This is a genomic window from Pseudomonas sp. dw_612 (genome assembly GCF_018449725.1).
Taxonomy (GTDB): domain Bacteria; phylum Pseudomonadota; class Gammaproteobacteria; order Pseudomonadales; family Pseudomonadaceae; genus Aquipseudomonas.
In genome coordinates this window covers 147,593-164,735 of record NZ_JAAVVC010000002.1, presented here as the reverse complement: position 1 = coordinate 164,735, position 17,143 = coordinate 147,593, and the positions used below count along the sequence as shown (strand labels likewise).

Here is a 17,143-nt window from a genome sequence, read left to right as displayed (position 1 = left end):
GAATATCCACCCATGTGACGCTGCAACTCATCTGTTTTCTGCGGTTTCTTCTATGGACGGTTGGCCAGTCGCACTCCACCACCAAGCATCCAGCCTCGGTCGTCGATTCCTGCCTGCCACCGCGCCAACCCTCTCAGCACTTCCCTCCGAACTGGCCTTCTGGGCGCTGTGGCATTGTCGTCATGCGCGCCCGCCGGATTCTCGCGTTTCCCGTTAATTGTTCCTACAGGTTCCAGGCTGAGCGCCGGGATCAAACCGGCAACGCCTGCGCGTTTGCCTGACACGGAAAAACGAGAACTCCCATGAGTTGTGCCACGACCTCCTTCGCCACGCAGCAAGAAGCCCTGACCTTCCTGGAGCAGAACCCGGATATCGAGATGTTCGAGTTGTTCATCCTCGACAACAACGGCGTGCCGAGGGGCAAATTGCTGCATCGCGATGAACTGTTGGCGGTGTACGAAAGCGGCCGGCCCTTGCCGAGCACCATTCTCGGCCTGACCATCAATGGCGATGACGTGGAAAATTCCGGACTGGTGTGGGACGTCGGCGATATCGATTGCCGCGCCTATCCCGTCAGCGGCAGTTTGCAACGCATGCCGTGGCGCTTGATTCCCACGGCGGCGGTGCAGGTCAGCATGCACCCCAAGGAAGGAATGCCGGCCACGATTGCCGACCCGCGTCACTTGCTGGCGAAGGTCATCGAGGGTTTGCAGGCCGACGGCTATTACCCGGTGATGGCGGCGGAGCTGGAGTTTTATTTACTGGATCAACAGCGCGACAGCAACGGTCGGCCACAACCGGCGCGCGACGTCGATGGCGGGCGGCCACGAGCGACGCAAGTCTACGGTTTGCGTGAACTGGAGCAGATCGAGCCGTTCCTCGCCGACCTCTACAGCGCCTGCAAACTCCAGGGTATTCCGGCGCGCACGGCGATTTCCGAATACGCCCCGGGCCAGGTGGAAATCACCCTCGAACACCGTACCGATGCGTTGCAGGCGATGGACGAAGCGGTGCGCTACAAGCGATTGGTCAAAGGCGTGGCGCACAAGCACGGGATGGCGGCGTGTTTTATGGCCAAACCTTTCGATGACCTGGCCGGCACCGGCATGCACATGCACGTCAGCCTGGCGGACAAGGACGGCAACAACCTGTTCGCCAGCGAAGCGCCCGACGGCACACCGCTGCTCAGGCACGCAGTGGGCGGCATGCTCAGCACCTTGCTCGATTCGTTGCTGTTGTTCTGCCCGAACGCCAACTCCTATCGGCGTTTCCAGACCAACAGCTATGCGCCGCTGGCCGCCACGTGGGGCGTGGATAACCGCACCGTCAGCCTGCGGGTGCCCGGCGGACCTGCGTTCTCCCGGCACATCGAACACCGCATCTGCGGAGCCGACGCCAATCCGTATCTGGCCGCGGCGGCGATTCTGGCCGGCATTCACCGTGGCATCCGCGAGCAACTCGACCCCGGCGCACCGGTAGAAGGTAACGGTTACGCCCAGGCCACCGAACTGCTGCCCACCGACTGGCTGACCACATTGCGCGCGCTGGAAGGTTCGATTTGGGCGCGGGAAGCGTTCGGCGCTGAATTCCTCGGCGTGTACCTGGCGGTGAAGCGAGCTGAGTATCGGCAGTTCATGGGCGAGGTCGGGGAGCAGGATTGGCGCTGGTACCTGAACCAGGCCTGACTGTTTCGCAAATACTTGAAAGTTTCATGTTTATATCGGGAGCCAACTAATCGTTGGCTTCTTTTTCACGAAAAATTGATGGTTGCCTGCTTAAAGTTTGTGCTGTCGCGGAAAATGAAATTTTCACATTGGCCGGCGGCACTTCTTTTCAGGAACAGTCGATCCGCATGTTGAAATTCAAAGCCGTGCGCCCCGAGTGGGTGACACTGATTGCCAGCGCCTTTTTATTAGCCGGATTCAATCTGGTTCTCTGGCAGCACCTTTTCGAAATCACCGCCACCAATGCCCAGGGCATGGCGATGCGTGTGGCGTTTGGCGTCATGGTGTTCGGTGCGTTCAACGTGGTGCTGACCCTGCTGGCGTTCCGGCCTGTGCTGAAGCCGTTGCTGACGCTGATCTTCATGGTCAGTGCCGGCGTGGCTTACTTCATGAATCAGTACGGTGTGTTGATCGATGCCGGCATGTTTCGCAACTTCGCCGAAACCAATGCCACGGAAGTGCGCGACTTACTCTCGATAAAGTTGTTTGCTTATATTGTCCTGTTGGGTGTTCTGCCCTCGTGGTTGTTGTGGAAAACCCCGATCAGTTATCGCGCCTGGCACCGTGATCTATTAAGTAAGGTCTTGGTGAGTGTGGCGTCTGTGGCGGTCATTGGTGGCGTGGCGCTGGTGAACTATCAGGGGCTGTCGTCGTTGTTTCGCAATCACCATGAATTGCATTTGATGGTGGTGCCGAGCAACTACATCGGCGCCTCGGTCGGTTATCTGCGCGAGCAGGTGGTGTCGGCGCGACAACCCTTTATCAAGATCGGTGAAGACGCCCGCAAAGACCTGACCTGGCAGACCCATGGTCGCAAATCCCTGACGGTGCTGGTGGTCGGCGAAAGTGCCCGGGCCGAAAACTTCGGCATCCTCGGTTACGACCGCGACACCACACCAAAACTGAGTAAAGAGGCCGGCCTGATTGCCTTTACTGACGTGCATTCCTGCGGCACGGAAACGGCGGTGTCGGTGCCTTGCATGTTCTCCAACATGGGGCGCAAGGATTACAACGCGAGCAAGGCGAAGAACGAAGAAGGCCTGTTGGACGTACTCAAACGCGCCGGTCTGGACGTGATCTGGCGCGATAACCAGTCGGGCTGCAAAGGCACCTGCGATCGGGTGACTATTGATGACGTCAGCAACTTGAAAGACCCGGTGTTGTGCTCCAGCAGTGAGTGCCGCGATGAAATTCTCCTGCAAGGTTTACAGCACTTTATCGACACCCTGGATAAAGACACCGTGCTGGTATTGCACCAGATGGGCAGCCACGGCCCGGAGTACTTCAAGCGTTACCCCAAAGAGTACGAACACTTCACCCCGGTTTGCGAAAGTAATGCGCTGAACAATTGCAGTCGCGACAGTATCGTCAATGGTTACGACAACACGTTGGTGTACACCGACCACGTACTGTCGACCCTGATCGATCTATTGCGCAGCAACCAGGACAAAGTCGATACGGCGATGCTGTACCTGTCCGATCACGGGGAATCCCTGGGCGAGTACAACTTGTTCCTCCACGGCACGCCTTACATGATGGCGCCGGAACAACAGAAACATGTGGCCATGCTGGCGTGGTTCTCCGACAGCTATCAAAAGTCGTTCGCGGTGGACACCCATTGTCTGCAACTGAGTCGCGAAAAGCCCTTGAGCCAGGACAACCTGTTCCATTCGATGCTCGGTCTGCTGGAGGTCGACAGCACGGTCTACAACCCCGACCTGGACATGTTCGCCGGCTGCCGCGCGCCAGTCATCGACGGTGTGCTGGCGAAAAAGTGAGGGCTTCGACCTTTTTTTCACGGGCCGGCCGCTAATCTGCGGCCGGTAGATCCTCCAATAAGAGCCCATGCACATGTCTGCGTTGCCCCCATCCGCCATCGAGCTTGAGTTCGCCCGGCGCTACGATCAGGAACACGCTCGCGTCTGCCTGCAGCCGCAACCCCGTGGCCTGGCCGGACGCCTGGCGTTCTGGCGCGTCGAGCAGTTGGTGCGCAACGCGCTCAAGGTCGCCGGCGAGCCGGGTTTGTTGCTGGACGTGGCGTGTGGTGCCGGGTGTTTCTGGCCGGTGCTGGCCGAACACGGGAATCGGGTGATCCTGGCGTCGGACCCGTCCCAGGACATGCTCGATCACGCCCGCACCCATCACCCGCAACAGTTGCTGACGCGGATCAAGACCTTTCAGAGTTCGGCGTTCACCATTGGATTATCGGCGAACGCGGTGGATTGCATGATTTGCATGCAATTGTTTCAACATATCGCCAGTCCGGAACATCGATTAGCCATGCTGGGGGAGTTCCACCGCGTCAGCCGCGACACGGTGATTGTCGCGGTTCGGCTTGAACGTCGCTTCAGGCGCCGGTCAACCGCCGAGGTAGGCGCGCAACCCCAGCCGCTGCCGAACAAGTGGTTGCTGGAAGCCGAGTTCAGACAGGCGGGTTTCAGCCTGCTGAGTCACCAGGACTTCTTTCCCGGTTGCGCGCGGATGCGGGTCTACGTGCTGCGTAAGACCGGCTAACCTCTCTTCGTCAGACATTTCTTGCCTTTAAGCAGGTCTTTTCGCTAAAGCTCTTGTTCAGTGGATGCGCGGAAATCGCCGGGGGCGATATATACTGCGCGCCATTCTTCAAGGGAGAGCCGTGTGGCCATCGATATTCACTGGATTCGCGACAACGATAGCCTCGGTCAGTTTTGCGCCGAGTGGCAGCAGCTGCCATTCGTTGCCCTCGACACCGAATTCATGCGGGTCGACACCTTTTACCCGATCGCAGGCCTGCTGCAGATCGGCGATGGCGTACGCGCTTACCTGATTGATCCGCTGACCATCGACAACTGGCAGCCGTTGGCCGCGTTGCTGGAAAACCCGGCCGTGGTCAAAGTGGTTCACGCGTGCAGCGAAGACCTCGAAGTCCTGTTGCGCCTGACCGGCAGCCTGCCGGCGCCGCTGTTCGACACGCAACTGGCCGCCGCCTACCTGAACCTCGGTTTCTCCATGGGCTACTCGCGGCTGGTCCAGGAAGTGCTCGGCATTGACCTGCCCAAGGGCGAGACCCGGTCCGACTGGCTGCAACGTCCGCTGTCCGACACCCAGATCAGCTACGCCGCCGAAGATGCCCTGCACCTGGCGCAAGTGTACGTACGCCTGCAGCCGAAGCTGTCCGAAGACAAATACAACTGGGTGCTGGAGGACGGCGCCGAACTGGTGGCCAACCTGCGCCGCGAGGTCGACCCGTACGAGGTCTACCGCGAAGCCAAACTCGCCTGGAAACTGTCCCGCGCGCAACTCGCGGTCTTGCGTGAACTCTGCGCCTGGCGTGAGCACGAAGCTCGCGCGCGGGATCTGCCGCGCAACCGCATCGTCCGTGAGCATTCCCTGTGGCCGCTGGCGCGGACTCAGCCGGACAACCTCGGCGCGCTGGCGAAAATCGAAGACATGCACCCGCGCACCGTGCGTCAGGACGGCGAATTCCTGCTTGATCTGATCAAGCGTTCTGCCAGTGTTTCGCCTGATCAATGGCCGCCAGCGGTGCCAGAGCCGTTGCCGGTGGACGCCGCCGTGCTGGTCAAGCAACTGCGGGCGATCGGCCAGGCCGAAGCTGAACGCCTGAACATCGCGCCAGAACTGATGCTGCGCAAGAAAACCCTGGAAGCGCTGCTCAAGAGCGGCTACCCCAACGGTCCTTACCAATTGCCTGATTCGTTGCGTGGCTGGCGCCGCGAATTGATGGGCCAGGCGCTGCTCGACAGCCTGGCCACCGCCGGAGAACAGCCTTGAAACGTATTTGTTCCATCTACCGCAGTCTGAAGAAAAACGAGATGTACCTCTATGTGCTCAAAAGCGATGCACTGGAGCGCGTCCCGGAATCGTTGATGGCGGCGTTCGGCAAGCCGCATCACGCCTTCGATCTGGTGCTGACCCCTGAGCGCAAACTGTCGCGCGAGGACATCACCGTGGTCCTGGAAAACCTTGAGAAACAGGGTTATCACTTGCAAATGCCGCCGGCCGAGGACGAGTACATCGAACACTTGCCCGAAGAGTTACTGCGCCGCAACGACCCGATGTGATCGGCAGACAGGTTCTGTTCAGAGCCTGTATGAAACACTGGAATGATTTTGGCGATGGCCAGCGCGATGGAGCGATACTCCGTCGGCGGCCGTCTGCTCTGTTTTCGAAAGGTTTGAACCATGCGCGTTCTGATTGCTGAACACGACCACCCTGTGTACGCCCAACTGCTGCGTCAGGCAGCGCCCGAGCTGGAAGTGCTGACCAGCGGCGACTCCGCCGAACTGGCGCGCCAGGCCGCTGATTGCCCGATCTGGCTCGGCCAGCCGGACTTGCTGGCCAACCTGCTGCGCCAGGGCCACCAACCACAATGGCTGCAATCGACCTGGGCCGGCATCACGCCGCTGCTGGCCGACGGCTTGCCACGTCACTATCGCCTGACCCGGGCGGTGGGGATTTTCGGCCAGGTCATGGCCGAATACGTGTTGACCTACATGCTCGGCCACGAGCGCGAGGTGCTGGCGCGGTTGGTCAGCCAGGTCGAGCGCAAGTGGGACAATCGCCTGGGCCAAAGTCTGGCGGGGCGCAAAGTGCTGATCGTCGGCACCGGCGACATCGGCCAGACCGTGGCGAAGTTCCTCGTGCCGTTTGGCGTCGAGTTGTACGGCATCGCCAGCGAAGCCCGGGAACAGGCACCGTTTGTTGAAGTGGCCGCGCTGGCTGATTTGCCGCGACTGGTCGGTGAAGTGGATTACGTGATCAATCTGCTGCCCAACACGCCGAACACCCATGACCTGTACGACGCGGCGCTGTTCAAGCAATTCAAGCCCACCGGAGTATTCATCAACGTCGGCCGCGGCGTGGCAGTGGTCGACGCGGACCTGGTGGAAGCCTTGAAAGAAGGGCATCTGGCCGGCGCGGTGATCGACGTCTGCCGTCAAGAGCCCCTGCCGCAACGGCATCCATTCTGGACCGCCTGGGGCTTGCTCCTGACCGGCCACAGCTCGGCACCGACCTCGCCAACGATGATGGTCAACCTGTTTGTGGAAAACCTGCGGGCGTACGAGGCGGGCGAAGCGTTGCGCGGGGAAGTGGACTTCAATCGCGGGTACTAAACCCACCGCTTACTTGAACATTGCACAAAACCAACTGTGGGAGCGAGCTTGCTCGCGAAAGCGGTCTGCCAATCAACATTGATGTTGAATGTGCCGGCCCCTTCGCGAGCAGACTTGCTCCCACATTAGGATCTGCTGCGAACCCGGTATTTGTGAACACCCGAGATCACCTGTGGGAGCGAGCTTGCTCGCGAAAGCGGTCTGTCAGCCAACGATGATGTTGAACGTAACGACCCCTTCGCGAGCAAGCCCGCTCCCACATGGGGATGTGCTGTGAAACTCAGTATTTGTGAACACCCGAGATCACCTGTGGGAGCGGGCTTGCTCGCGAAAGCGGTCTGTCAGTCAACATCGATGTTGAATGTGACGACCTCATCGCGAGCAAGCTCGCTCCCACAATGGTTTGCGGTGTGGTTTAGAGGGTGAAGCTGCCTTCAGCCGCCAACTCGCTCAGCGGACGACGCGGGCTTGGTTCTTCGCGGGCTTGCAGGTATTCCGCCAGCGTCGCTTTGTCGCCCAGTTTGCCCACGGCTACCGCCGCGTGCAGCGCATAACCCTCGGGAATGTTCAGCTCCTGGCGGGTCAGTTCCTGGTCGAAACCGGCCATGCCGTGGGTGTGCCAGCCGCTGATGCTCGCTTGCAGCGCCAGGTGGCCCCAGGCGGAGCCGGTGTCGAAGGTGTGCCACAACGCCGGGGTTTCTTCGGTGGCACCCGGTGCGGTGAAGGTGGTTTTCGAAATCACGATCACCAGCGCCGAGGCGTGTTGCGCCCAGCCGCGGTTGAACTCATTCAGCAGGCCCAGGAAACGCTCCCAGTTCGGCGTATCGCGGCGCGCGTAGAGAAAGCGCCAAGGCTGCGAGTTGTAGGCGGACGGCGCCCAGCGCGCGGCTTCGAAGAAGCTCAGCAGGGTTTCTTCCGGGATGCTTTCGCCGGTGAAGGCCCGTGGCGACCAGCGATCGGTGAACTGTGGGTGAATGGCATATTCGGCAACGCGTGGATTGGCACTCATGCGGAGATTCCTTACTACGTTTGGGACAGGGAGTCGAAATAAAAACCAGCGGCCACAGTTGAGCTGAGCGATGAGGTTTTCTTGAGCCGTGGCAGTTCACCGGAATGCAACGCGGTTGCGCGTTAATGGCCTTCAGGTTTGGCTCGTTGCGACTGGCAAAGCTACTTCGTGGCGCCAAAACTGACAAGTGAAGTTCTACCGACAGTCGCCAGCGCTTGGCCCGCAAGGCCTTGGGCACTAGACTGGCGGCCTTTCACCACCTGATGTTGATGCTTGAGCCATGGCCCCCACAGTCGAACCGTTCTGGAAACGCAAAACCCTCGATCAACTCGATCCCCAGGAATGGGAATCGCTGTGCGACGGCTGTGGCCTGTGCTGCCTGCAAAAGCTTGAAGACGAAGAAGACAACAGCGTCTATTACACGCGCATCGCCTGCAAACTGCTGGACCTGAAAACCTGCCAGTGCACTGACTACCCGAACCGCCGCGACTTCGTCCCGGACTGCATCCAGCTCACGCCGGGCAAGGCCGAAGAGTTTCAGTGGCTGCCGCCGACCTGCGGTTATCGGCTGGTCAGCGAGGGCAAGGACCTGCCACTGTGGCACCACTTGGTGTGTGGCGATCGCGAGGCGGTGCACCACGAACGCATTTCCCAGTCCGGGCGCATGCTCGCCGAAGGCAGCGTGCCGGAAGACGACTGGGAGGATCACCTGATTTTTCGGGCAGGCTGAATGCCCACTGCTTTTGTGGTGAGGGAGTTCGCTGTGGCGAGGGAGCTTGTCGGATCGCCGCACCGTCCCGCTTGAGTGCGCAGCACTCACAAAAAAAATGGGCAGTGATTATTGCCACATAAGGAGTGTGTATGGCTGTGGGATTACGGCTGGCGTTGGCCGTCGGGGCATTGGCCCTGAGTTCGTCGGTGTGGGCGGCGAAGAAGGTCGATCTGGATTATCACGTGCGCCTGTTGCCGCAAAGCGATCAGGCCGAAGTGCGCCTGACCCTGGCCCGGGGCTCGGCGGTGCGCAGCCTCGACTTTGACCTGGGCGACGGCAGCCATTACAGCGACTTCAAGGCCGACGGCCAATGGCAACTGACGCCAGGCAAAGTTGCCCGAGGCGTCTGGCATCCGGCCGCCGACAAGGCCAGCCTGACCTACCGCGTACGCATCAGCCACGGGCGCAAGAGCGGCAGCTTCGACACGCGCATGACCCCAAACTGGGCGTTGATGCGCGGCGACGACCTGGTGCCGGCCGCCAAACTCGATCAGCAGGACGGCGTCGAACTGGTGTCGCGCCTGGAGTTCGAATTGCCCAGCGGCTGGAAAAGCGTCGAAACCGCCTGGCCGCGCATCGGCAAAAACACATTCCGCATCAACAACGTCTCCCGTCTGTTCGACCGACCCACCGGTTGGATGCTCGCCGGCCATCTCGGCAGCCGCCGCACACGGCTGGGGGAAACCGAAGTCACCGTCGCCTCGCCGCAGGGGCAGGGCATGCGCCGCATGGATGTGCTGACGCTGCTGACGTTTGTCTGGCCGCAAGCCCAGGCGGTGTTTCCGCGTCATCCGAGCAAATTGCTGATCGTCGGCGCCAACGACCCGATGTGGCGCGGCAGCCTGGCGGCGCGGGAATCGATCTACCTCAACAGCCGTTTGCCGCTGGTCAGCGAAAGCGGCACCAGTGTGCTGGTGCGCGAACTGGTCCAGGTCTTCGGCCGGGTCAATGACAAACAGCATAGCGACTGGATCAGCGAAGGCCTGGCCGAGTACTACGCCATCGAATTGGTGCGCCGCGCCGGCGGCATGAGCGATGAGCGCTACGAGAGTTTGCAGAAGAAACTGGCCAAGGACAGCCAGAAGGTCACGACCCTGCGCGGCGCGCAGGTTGACCCGGCGCAGATTGCCAAGGCTGTGTTGCTGCTACAGGAACTGGATCGGGAGATTCGGCTGAAGACGCGGAACAAGCGCTCGCTGGATGATGTGCAGCGGGGGGCGATGCATCTGGAAAGCGTCGATACCAAGGAGTTTGTTCAGCTCAGTGAAAGCGTGATCGGCGAGTCTTCCAAGGTTCTTGATACCGAGTTGCTTCAGTAACACCGCCTTCGCGAGCAAGCCCGCTCCCACATTGGACCGCAATCCAATGTGGGAGCGGGCTTGCTCGCGATGGGGCCCTAAGCCACGCCGCAATATCCGGATCAAACCCCGGTTTTCGGCGACTTCAACGAATCATTCCCGGTAACGGTCGCCGTCTTGGTCGCCGCTTCCGCAGCCGCCTTCAACTGGTTCAACTCATCACCCGCCCGTTGAATCTTCGCCCGCACGTTGTTCATGTCCTGACGGCTTTTCTCCAGCAGGCTTTTCACCGAACTGTGTCCGGTAATGCCGCGGGCCAGGGCCACGCCGCCGATTGCCACTTGAATCAAGCCAAACACACCGCCGCGACGCAGGCCCTTGCCCATCATCACCACGCCGCCGGCCAGGGAACCGATGCGTTCCCAGCCCTCGACGTTCTGTTCCGGGTGGCTCTGGAACGGGGTGGATTCGATGCGTTCAACGCGCTTGAGTTCGCTCATGATCTGTCTCCATGCGTTCAGGAATGATAGTTAGCTGACTGCCAGCGGCGGCTGCTTGTTCCATCGAATGTGCGGTGAATCAGCGGAATTTTGCACCGGAGCGGGTGTTGAGTCCCTTGGCCATGCGGTCATAGAGCACGACGTTGACGGTGGCCGCCAGGTTCATGCAACCGGTGGTCGGGATGTAGACCACGTCTTCGCACCAGTCGCGGATCTCTTTATCCAGCGAGCCGTCTTCCGGGCCGAAGATGTAGAGGGCGCGATCCGGGTGGGTGTATTCCGGCAGCGAACGGGCGCCTTCGACCAGTTCCACCGCAACCGGAACGCAGCCCAGGGGCAGGATCTTTTTCAGGTCGTCGATGCCGATCAGCGGGATGTCGTAGTGCACGCGCTTGGTGTCGGTGACGAAATCGGCGGCGCGCTCATAGCGCTTGCCGGTGTAGAACACCGACGCCACGCCATAACAGCCCGCGGCGCGCATCACCGAACCGACGTTCTCCGGTGACTTGGGGTTATACAAACCAATGCAGCTGTACCGTTTGTCTGCCACGAGCGGGGTGCCTTCGGGAAAAAGAGGGCGATTATACGGGGATTGGCAGGGCGCGGGCAGATTCAGGATTGGCGGTGTTCGGGCGCCGCAATCCCCGTAGCAGCTGCCGAGCCTGCGAGGCTGCGTTCGGCTGCGAAGCAGCCGCAAACCCTGAAAACGCAACTTAACTGGGACACCGCATTGTCTGGTTTTACGACTGCTTCGCAGCCGAACGCAGCCTCGCAGGCTCGGCAGCTGCTACGGGAGAGGTGTTGTCATTTAGCTTCCGCTGTTCCACCCGCCACCCAGCGCCACCACCAACCCGACGCTCGCCTGCAATTGCCGCGTCTGCAACCCCTGCAACTGCCGCTGAGCCTGTAGCGCCGAGGTCTGCGCGGTCACCACATCCAGATAATTCACGGCCCCCGCCTCATAGCTGTTCATCGCCAGGGTCTGCGTGTGCTGCGCCGCATCAACCGCCGCTTGCTCATCCTCCGCCTCCCGTTGCAGATCGCGCAGTTGCCCGAGGTTATCCTCGACCTCCCGCACCGCCCGCAGCACCTGGCTGCGGTAATGCGCGGCGGCTTCTTCGAATTCGGCCTTGGCCTGGCGCTCGTTGGCGTCGAGGCGGCCGCCGTCGAAGATCGGCAGATTGACCAGCGGCCCCAGTGCCCAATAGCGATTGCCGGCGGCCAATAGATTGCCGCTGCCAGCGGTTTGCCCGCCGAGCAGGCCGGTCAGGCTGAAGTCCGGGTACCACGCGGCGCGGGCGACGCCGATGTTGGCGTTGGCGGCAAACACCCGGCGCTCGGCGGCGGCGATGTCCGGGCGGCGTTGCAGCAGGGTGCTGGGGAGCGCGCCGGGCATCGCGGGCACGCCCAACGTTTGCTCGCTGGCACTGAGTTGAAAAACACTCGCGGGCTGCCCCACCAATTCCCCAATCGCATGCTCCGCCAGATCCCGTTGCGCCCTTACATCGTCCAGTTGCGCCCGGGCCTCGGCCAGTTGGCTTTGCGCGCGGGTCAGGTCCAGTTCCGAGGCGATGGCGCCTTCATAGCGGTCGCGAGTCAGTTGCAACGCCTGGGTGTAATCGCTAAGGGAACTCGTGAGGATTTTGTTCTGCGCATCCAGGCCATTGAGCTGGATGTACAGCGTCGCGAGCTGCTGTTGCAGGCTCAACCGCGCGGCGGCCAGATCGTCCGCTGAAGCCTGGGCCTGAGCATCACCCGCCGCCACCTGGTTGCGAATCCGTCCCCACAAATCGAGGTCGAAACTCAGCGCAAACCCAGCGGTGTTGCTGTTATACACCGACGGCTGATTACTGCCGCGCAAGGGTTTGCCGTCCGACTGACGCTGGCGCAACGGCTGAGCACTCGCGGTGATCTGCGGGAACAACCCGGCACGCAACTGCCCGGCATACGCCTGCGCCGCATCAAAGTGCGCGAGGGCCGCCGCCAGGTCCGGGTTGGCCTTGAGCAATTGCTGTTGCAGGTCATTCAGGCGCGAATCCTGATAGAGCTGCCACCAATTCGACGTCAAATGCTGGGCTTTTGCCAAGTGCCAAGGCCCATCGCTGGTCTGCTCGCGATACTGAGCCGGCAAGTCTATGGCCGGTGCTTTGTACACGGGCGCCATTGAACAACCTTGCAACGCCAGCGCCATGATCAGCAGCTCAAGCCTTGGGCGCATGCACACCTCCGGCGTCGGCCAGTTGCACGGTATCGCCTTCACGCAGGGCATCCGGCGGGTTATCGACGACCCTATCCGCAGCCTTCAAACCCTGATCGATGACCAGCCGCTCCCCCAGATCCAGACCGATATGAATGTCACGCAAGTGCACATGGTTATCCGGATCCAGCACCGCGACTTGCGTGCCCTGGGCGCGAAAGATCAGCGAACTGGCGGGAATGCTCACGCCATGGGTATCCGCCGGAATCTGCAACGTCGCCTCGGCATAGTCGCCGGGCAACAACGCGCCGTCCGGGTTATCCGCGACAAACTGCGCAAGCAAGGTGCCGGAACGGCGATCAACCGCCGTGGAATCCCCGATCAACCGCGCCGTGAAATGTTGGCCGGGATATTCCGGCACGATCAATTCAGCCTGCATGCCGGGGCGGATCACACTGGCGTAGTTCTGCGGCACCGGCACGTACAGGCGCAGTTGATGGGTGTCGGCGATGTCGAACAGCTCTGGATCACTGTCGTTGTCAGCCTTGATCAACTGACCGATGTCGGTGTTGCGTGCGGTGATGGTGCCGGCGAACGGCGCGCGGATGGTTTTGTAATCCTCCAGCGCCGAGAGTCGCGCGTAATCGGCGGCGGCCGCGTCAGCGTTGGCCTTGGCGGCGGCCGCGTTGGAGCGTTTTTCATCGGCTTCCTGACGCGACACCGAATGCGTCGCCAACAGGTTTTGCCAACGGCTCGCGGTGGTTTCGGCGAGGCGTGCGTTGGCCTGTTCCTGGATCAACCGCGCGTGGGTTTGCGCCACTTGTTGATCGAGGTCCGGGCTGTCGATCTCGGCCAGAATCTGCCCGGCCTTCACTTGGCTGCCGATATCGGTTTTCCAGTCCTTGAGGTAGCCGCTGACCCGCGCATGAATCGGCGCCTTGCTCCACGCCTCCAGGTGCGCCGGCAAGCGCAAGCTGTCGCCGTGCACGTTCTGTTGCGGCTGGAACACGCTGACCAGCGGCATGGCAGCGGTTTCGGTCCAGGCCGCCACGGCTTTCTCGTGGCGGGTGCGAGCGGCCAGACCGTTGGCCACCAGCAACGCGGCCAGGGTCAGGCCGCCGACCCCCACCCACATCAGGCGTTTGCGCGACGGTTTTTGATCAGGCGACATGAGAGCTTTCTCCAGCAACAGTACGAGATGATTGACGTCCGTGGACCAGGCTGAACACCACCGGGACGAACAGCAACGTGGCGGTGGTGGCGAGGATCAGGCCGCCGATCACAGCGCGGCCCAACGGCGCGTTCTGTTCTTCGGACAGGGCCAGCGGCAGCATGCCGATGATCATCGCCAGGGCGGTCATGCACACCGGGCGGAAACGGGTGTAGCCACCTTCGAGCGCAGCCTTGAGCGCATCGCCGTGCTCGGCCAGGCGTTCACGACAGAAACTCACCACCAGAATCGAGTTGGCCGTGGCCACGCCCATGCACAGGATCGCTCCCGTCAGCGCCGGCACCGACAGCGAAGTGCCGCTGAGAAACAGCATCCAGACAATCCCGGCCAGCGCGGCGGGCAGGGCGGTGATGATCACGAACGGATCTACCCAAGACTGGAAGTTGACCACGATCAGCAAGTAGATCAGCACCACCGCGCCGAGCAGGCCGAAGCTCAAACCGCTGAAGGCTTCGTGCAACGCATCGATCTGCCCGTGCAGGCTGATCACCGCGCCTTTGGGCCGCATGGGCGCCGTGTCGTCGAGGACTTTCTGAATGTCCTTGGCCACGCCGCCGAGGTCACGGCCCTGCACATTCGCGTACAAATCCAGGGTCGGCATGATGTTGTAGTGACTGACCACCGCCGGGCTCTGCACCCGGGAAATACTCGCCAAACCACCGAGGATTTGCGATTGCCCGTCACTGCCGGTTACCGGCAAGGCTTCCAGCGACGGCAGGCTGTCGAGGCGATATTGCGGCGTGGCCGCGACCACCCCGTAAGACACGCCGTTGGCCGGGTTGAGCCAGAAGGTCGGCGCGGTCTGCGAGCTGCCGGCCAGGGACGCGACCATGCTGTTGGTCACGTCGCGCTCGGTGATGCCCAGGCCATTCGCCCGCAGGCGATCGACATTCACCTGCAACGACGGATAACCGGTGGACTGCTGGATGCGCAGATCAGCCACCCCGGCCACATGTTGCAGGCGTCGTTCCAGTTCCACGGCGTAGGCGCGGTTGGCGGCGTCGTTGGGCCCGGAGATTTTCACGTCCAGCGGCGCCGGGGCGCCGAAGTTGAGGATCTGGCTGCTGATGTCCGCCGGCAGGAACGCAAAGTGGCTGCCGGGAAAGCTTTCCGGCAAGGCTTCGCGCAGGCGTTTTACGTAGTCGGCGGTGGGGCTGTGCTCGGCCTTGAGGCTGACCTGGATGTCACCGTCCTGCGGGCCAATGGTGCCGCTGTTGCTGTAGGCCATGTCGATGCCGCTGAGCGGGATGCCGATGTTGTCGACGATGGTGTCCAGTTGCTCCGCCGGAATGATCTCGCGAATCCGCGCTTCGATGCGGTCGAACGCCGCCGCGCTTTCTTCGATTCGCGTGCCCAGTGGCAAACGCACGTGCAGCGACAGTGCACCAGCGTCGGTGGCCGGGAAGAAGTCCTCGCCCAAACTTGGAAGCAGCGCAAACGACGCCAGCACACAGGCGAGAAACCCCAACAGGAAACGCTTGCGGTATTCCAGCGCCAGCTCCAACAAGCCGAAATACGTGTCCCGCAGGTTAGAGAAATGCCGTTCGAAACCCTGCTGGAAATTCAGCAGTCGTTGCACTAACGGATGGTGTTGTTTGGTGTGTTGTTCACCTTCGTGATGATTGATGAACTCATCTTCCGGGTGATGCCCTGGACCTTGCTCCGGCCTGTGGGGTTTGAGCAAAAACATCGCCAGGGTCGGCACCAACGTGCGCGACAGAATGAAGGAACTGGCCATGGCAAAGATCACCGCCAGTGCCATCGGCCGGAACAGGTAACCGGCGATGCCTTGGAGCAGGAACATCGGCACAAACACGATGCAGATACACAGCAGCGAGACGAAGGCCGGGCCGACAATCTGTTTCGCGCCATCGAGGATCGCGGTCTTCACCGCTTTGCCTTGCTCCAGGTGCCAGTTGATGTTCTCGATGGTCACCGTCGCATCGTCCACCAGAATCCCCACGGCCAACGCCAGCCCGCCGAGGGTCATCACGTTGAGGGTCTGACCGCTGGCGGCGAGCAGGGCTATGGCCGACAACACCGCCAGCGGAATCGACGCAGCAATGATCAGCGTTGAACGCCAACTGCCGAGGAACAGCAGGATCATCGCGCTGGTCAGCAACGCAGCGATGATGCCTTCCTTGGCCACGCTGCCCACCGACTGTTTGACGAACACCGAGGCGTCGCCCAGCAGTGACGTCTTTAGCGACGACGGCACGGTTTCGTCGATGCGCGGCAGCATCTGGCGGATGCCATCGATGATCGACAGCGTGGAAATATTGCCGTTCTTCAGCGCCGGCATCAGCACCGCACGGCGCCCGTCGACCCGCACGATATTGGTCTGCGGCGGCGAGCCGTCGCGCACATGAGCGACCTGGCCGATGGTGATCAGCGCGCCATCGACTGTTTTGATCGGCAGGTCGTTGAGCTCGTCGATGGCTTTCGGGCTGTTGTTCAGCAGCACCGTGTATTCGTTGGGACCGAGCTTGGCGGTGCCCACTGGAATAATCTGGTTTTGCGCCGCCAGCGCGTTGCCCACGTCCTGGGCCGAAAGGCCTTTGGCGGCCAGCGCTTGCGGGTCGAGGTCGAGGGTAATCTGCCGTTGTTTGCCGCCCATGGGCGTCGGGATCGCCAGGCCCGGCACCGAGGTCAGCGGCAGGCGGATATTGTTCTGCACCAGGTCGCGGATCTTCGCTTCCGACAGCGTGGGGCTGGAGAACGCCATCTGCAAAATCGGCACGGTCGAGGCGCTGTAGTTGAGGATCAGCGGCGGCGTGATGCCCGGTGGCATCTGTTTCAAAACGGTTTGCGACACCGCCGTGACCTGGGCATTGGCGGTGCGGATATCCACGCCGGGCTGGAAGAAAATCTTGACGATGCCCATGCCCGGCAGCGATTGCGACTCGATGTGTTCGATGTCGTTGACCGTGGTGCTCAGGGAGCGCTCGTAGGTGTAGATCACCCGTCCGGCCATGTCCTGCGGCGCCAGGCCGTTGTACTGCCAGACCACTGCGATCACCGGAATGCCGATGTCGGGAAACACATCCGTAGGCGTACGCAGGGCCGCCATGGGCCCGATGATGCAGATGAAAATTGCCAGCACGATAAACGTGTAGGGCTTGAGCAGTGCAGTCTTTACCAGCCCGAGCATGCCGTAAACCTCCGAGGTCTTGAAGTGCAATTGCCCGGCAGTCTTGCGGTTTTAACTTAAAGATTTGCCTTCACGGGGATGAAGAAATCTTTAACGTTTTCCTGAAAAACCTTTCATGGGGCTTCATTTGTCCGCAGCGCTCTAGCC

Annotated in this window: 14 protein-coding genes; 8 read left to right on the top strand and 6 right to left on the bottom strand. The window is 61.4% G+C overall.

Going from position 1 to position 17,143, the window contains the following annotated elements; all coding sequences use genetic code 11:
* Positions 1-302 precede the first annotated feature (302 nt).
* From HB680_RS03900 to HB680_RS03875, 6 genes are all read left to right on the top strand, one after another.
* Positions 303-1,685, top strand: a complete 1,383-nt coding sequence (locus tag HB680_RS03900) for a glutamine synthetase family protein (protein WP_213937278.1) — start codon at positions 303-305, stop codon at positions 1,683-1,685.
* Positions 1,686-1,852: 167 nt separating this feature from the next.
* Positions 1,853-3,502, top strand: coding sequence for a phosphoethanolamine--lipid A transferase (locus tag HB680_RS03895; protein WP_213937277.1), 1,650 nt, complete (start codon positions 1,853-1,855; stop codon positions 3,500-3,502).
* Positions 3,503-3,575: 73 nt separating this feature from the next.
* Positions 3,576-4,238: a class I SAM-dependent methyltransferase gene (locus tag HB680_RS03890; RefSeq protein WP_213937276.1), complete on the top strand. Its 663-nt coding sequence runs from the start codon at positions 3,576-3,578 to the stop codon at positions 4,236-4,238.
* A gap of 123 nt (positions 4,239-4,361) precedes the next feature.
* The gene (rnd, locus tag HB680_RS03885) at positions 4,362-5,495 is read left to right on the top strand and encodes a ribonuclease D (RefSeq protein WP_213937275.1); all 1,134 of its coding nucleotides are present in this window, start codon (positions 4,362-4,364) and stop codon (positions 5,493-5,495) included.
* The gene (locus HB680_RS03880; protein ID WP_007898694.1) at positions 5,492-5,785 is read left to right on the top strand and encodes a YcgL domain-containing protein; all 294 of its coding nucleotides are present in this window, start codon (positions 5,492-5,494) and stop codon (positions 5,783-5,785) included. The genes rnd and HB680_RS03880 overlap by 4 nt, the downstream gene beginning before the upstream one ends.
* Before the next feature lie 120 nt (positions 5,786-5,905).
* Positions 5,906-6,838, top strand: coding sequence for a D-2-hydroxyacid dehydrogenase (locus tag HB680_RS03875; protein ID WP_213937274.1), 933 nt, complete (start codon positions 5,906-5,908; stop codon positions 6,836-6,838).
* A 415-nt stretch (positions 6,839-7,253) separates the two neighbouring features.
* Here the strand turns inward: HB680_RS03875 and HB680_RS03870 are convergent, their stop codons facing one another.
* On the bottom strand, positions 7,254-7,847 hold the full coding sequence (locus tag HB680_RS03870; RefSeq protein ID WP_213937273.1) for a nitroreductase family protein: 594 nt from the start codon (positions 7,845-7,847) through the stop codon (positions 7,254-7,256).
* 280 nt (positions 7,848-8,127) lie between these two features.
* Between HB680_RS03870 and HB680_RS03865 the strand changes: the two genes are divergently transcribed.
* Both HB680_RS03865 and HB680_RS03860 read left to right on the top strand, forming a co-directional pair.
* Positions 8,128-8,577 carry a YcgN family cysteine cluster protein gene (locus HB680_RS03865; RefSeq protein ID WP_213937272.1) on the top strand — a complete coding sequence of 150 codons (450 nt, stop codon included), beginning with the start codon at positions 8,128-8,130 and terminating at the stop codon, positions 8,575-8,577.
* A 131-nt stretch (positions 8,578-8,708) separates the two neighbouring features.
* Entirely contained in the window at positions 8,709-9,938 is a 1,230-nt protein-coding gene (locus HB680_RS03860; RefSeq protein ID WP_213937271.1) for a hypothetical protein, read from the top strand.
* 101 nt (positions 9,939-10,039) lie between these two features.
* Here HB680_RS03860 and HB680_RS03855 read toward each other — a convergent pair whose 3' ends face one another.
* The 5 genes from HB680_RS03855 to HB680_RS03835 form a co-directional block, all read right to left on the bottom strand.
* Positions 10,040-10,417 (bottom strand): DUF2892 domain-containing protein, encoded by a 378-nt coding sequence (locus HB680_RS03855; protein WP_213937270.1) that lies wholly within the window; start codon positions 10,415-10,417, stop codon positions 10,040-10,042.
* Between the two features lie 79 nt (positions 10,418-10,496).
* A complete protein-coding gene (locus HB680_RS03850; protein ID WP_010462134.1) occupies positions 10,497-10,967 on the bottom strand; it encodes an RNA methyltransferase in 471 nt (156 codons plus the stop codon).
* Between the two features lie 258 nt (positions 10,968-11,225).
* Positions 11,226-12,635, bottom strand: coding sequence for an efflux transporter outer membrane subunit (locus HB680_RS03845; RefSeq protein WP_213937268.1), 1,410 nt, complete (start codon positions 12,633-12,635; stop codon positions 11,226-11,228).
* Positions 12,619-13,785 carry an efflux RND transporter periplasmic adaptor subunit gene (locus HB680_RS03840; RefSeq protein ID WP_213937267.1) on the bottom strand — a complete coding sequence of 389 codons (1,167 nt, stop codon included), beginning with the start codon at positions 13,783-13,785 and terminating at the stop codon, positions 12,619-12,621. The genes HB680_RS03845 and HB680_RS03840 overlap by 17 nt, the downstream gene beginning before the upstream one ends.
* On the bottom strand, positions 13,775-16,996 hold the full coding sequence (locus HB680_RS03835; protein ID WP_213937265.1) for an efflux RND transporter permease subunit: 3,222 nt from the start codon (positions 16,994-16,996) through the stop codon (positions 13,775-13,777). Before HB680_RS03835 ends, HB680_RS03840 begins: the two co-directional genes overlap by 11 nt.
* Positions 16,997-17,143 lie beyond the last annotated feature (147 nt).

Coding starts and splice junctions, on each gene's coding strand:
- HB680_RS03890 (WP_213937276.1), top strand. CDS start 3,576: ATGTCTGCGTTGCCCCCATCCGCCATCGAGCTTGAGTTCGCCCGGCGC.
- HB680_RS03865 (WP_213937272.1), top strand. CDS start 8,128: ATGGCCCCCACAGTCGAACCGTTCTGGAAACGCAAAACCCTCGATCAA.
- HB680_RS03895 (WP_213937277.1), top strand. CDS start 1,853: ATGTTGAAATTCAAAGCCGTGCGCCCCGAGTGGGTGACACTGATTGCC.
- HB680_RS03845 (WP_213937268.1), bottom strand. CDS start 12,635: ATGCGCCCAAGGCTTGAGCTGCTGATCATGGCGCTGGCGTTGCAAGGT.
- HB680_RS03860 (WP_213937271.1), top strand. CDS start 8,709: ATGGCTGTGGGATTACGGCTGGCGTTGGCCGTCGGGGCATTGGCCCTG.
- HB680_RS03900 (WP_213937278.1), top strand. CDS start 303: ATGAGTTGTGCCACGACCTCCTTCGCCACGCAGCAAGAAGCCCTGACC.
- HB680_RS03870 (WP_213937273.1), bottom strand. CDS start 7,847: ATGAGTGCCAATCCACGCGTTGCCGAATATGCCATTCACCCACAGTTC.
- HB680_RS03840 (WP_213937267.1), bottom strand. CDS start 13,785: ATGTCGCCTGATCAAAAACCGTCGCGCAAACGCCTGATGTGGGTGGGG.
- HB680_RS03875 (WP_213937274.1), top strand. CDS start 5,906: ATGCGCGTTCTGATTGCTGAACACGACCACCCTGTGTACGCCCAACTG.
- HB680_RS03835 (WP_213937265.1), bottom strand. CDS start 16,996: ATGCTCGGGCTGGTAAAGACTGCACTGCTCAAGCCCTACACGTTTATC.
- HB680_RS03855 (WP_213937270.1), bottom strand. CDS start 10,417: ATGAGCGAACTCAAGCGCGTTGAACGCATCGAATCCACCCCGTTCCAG.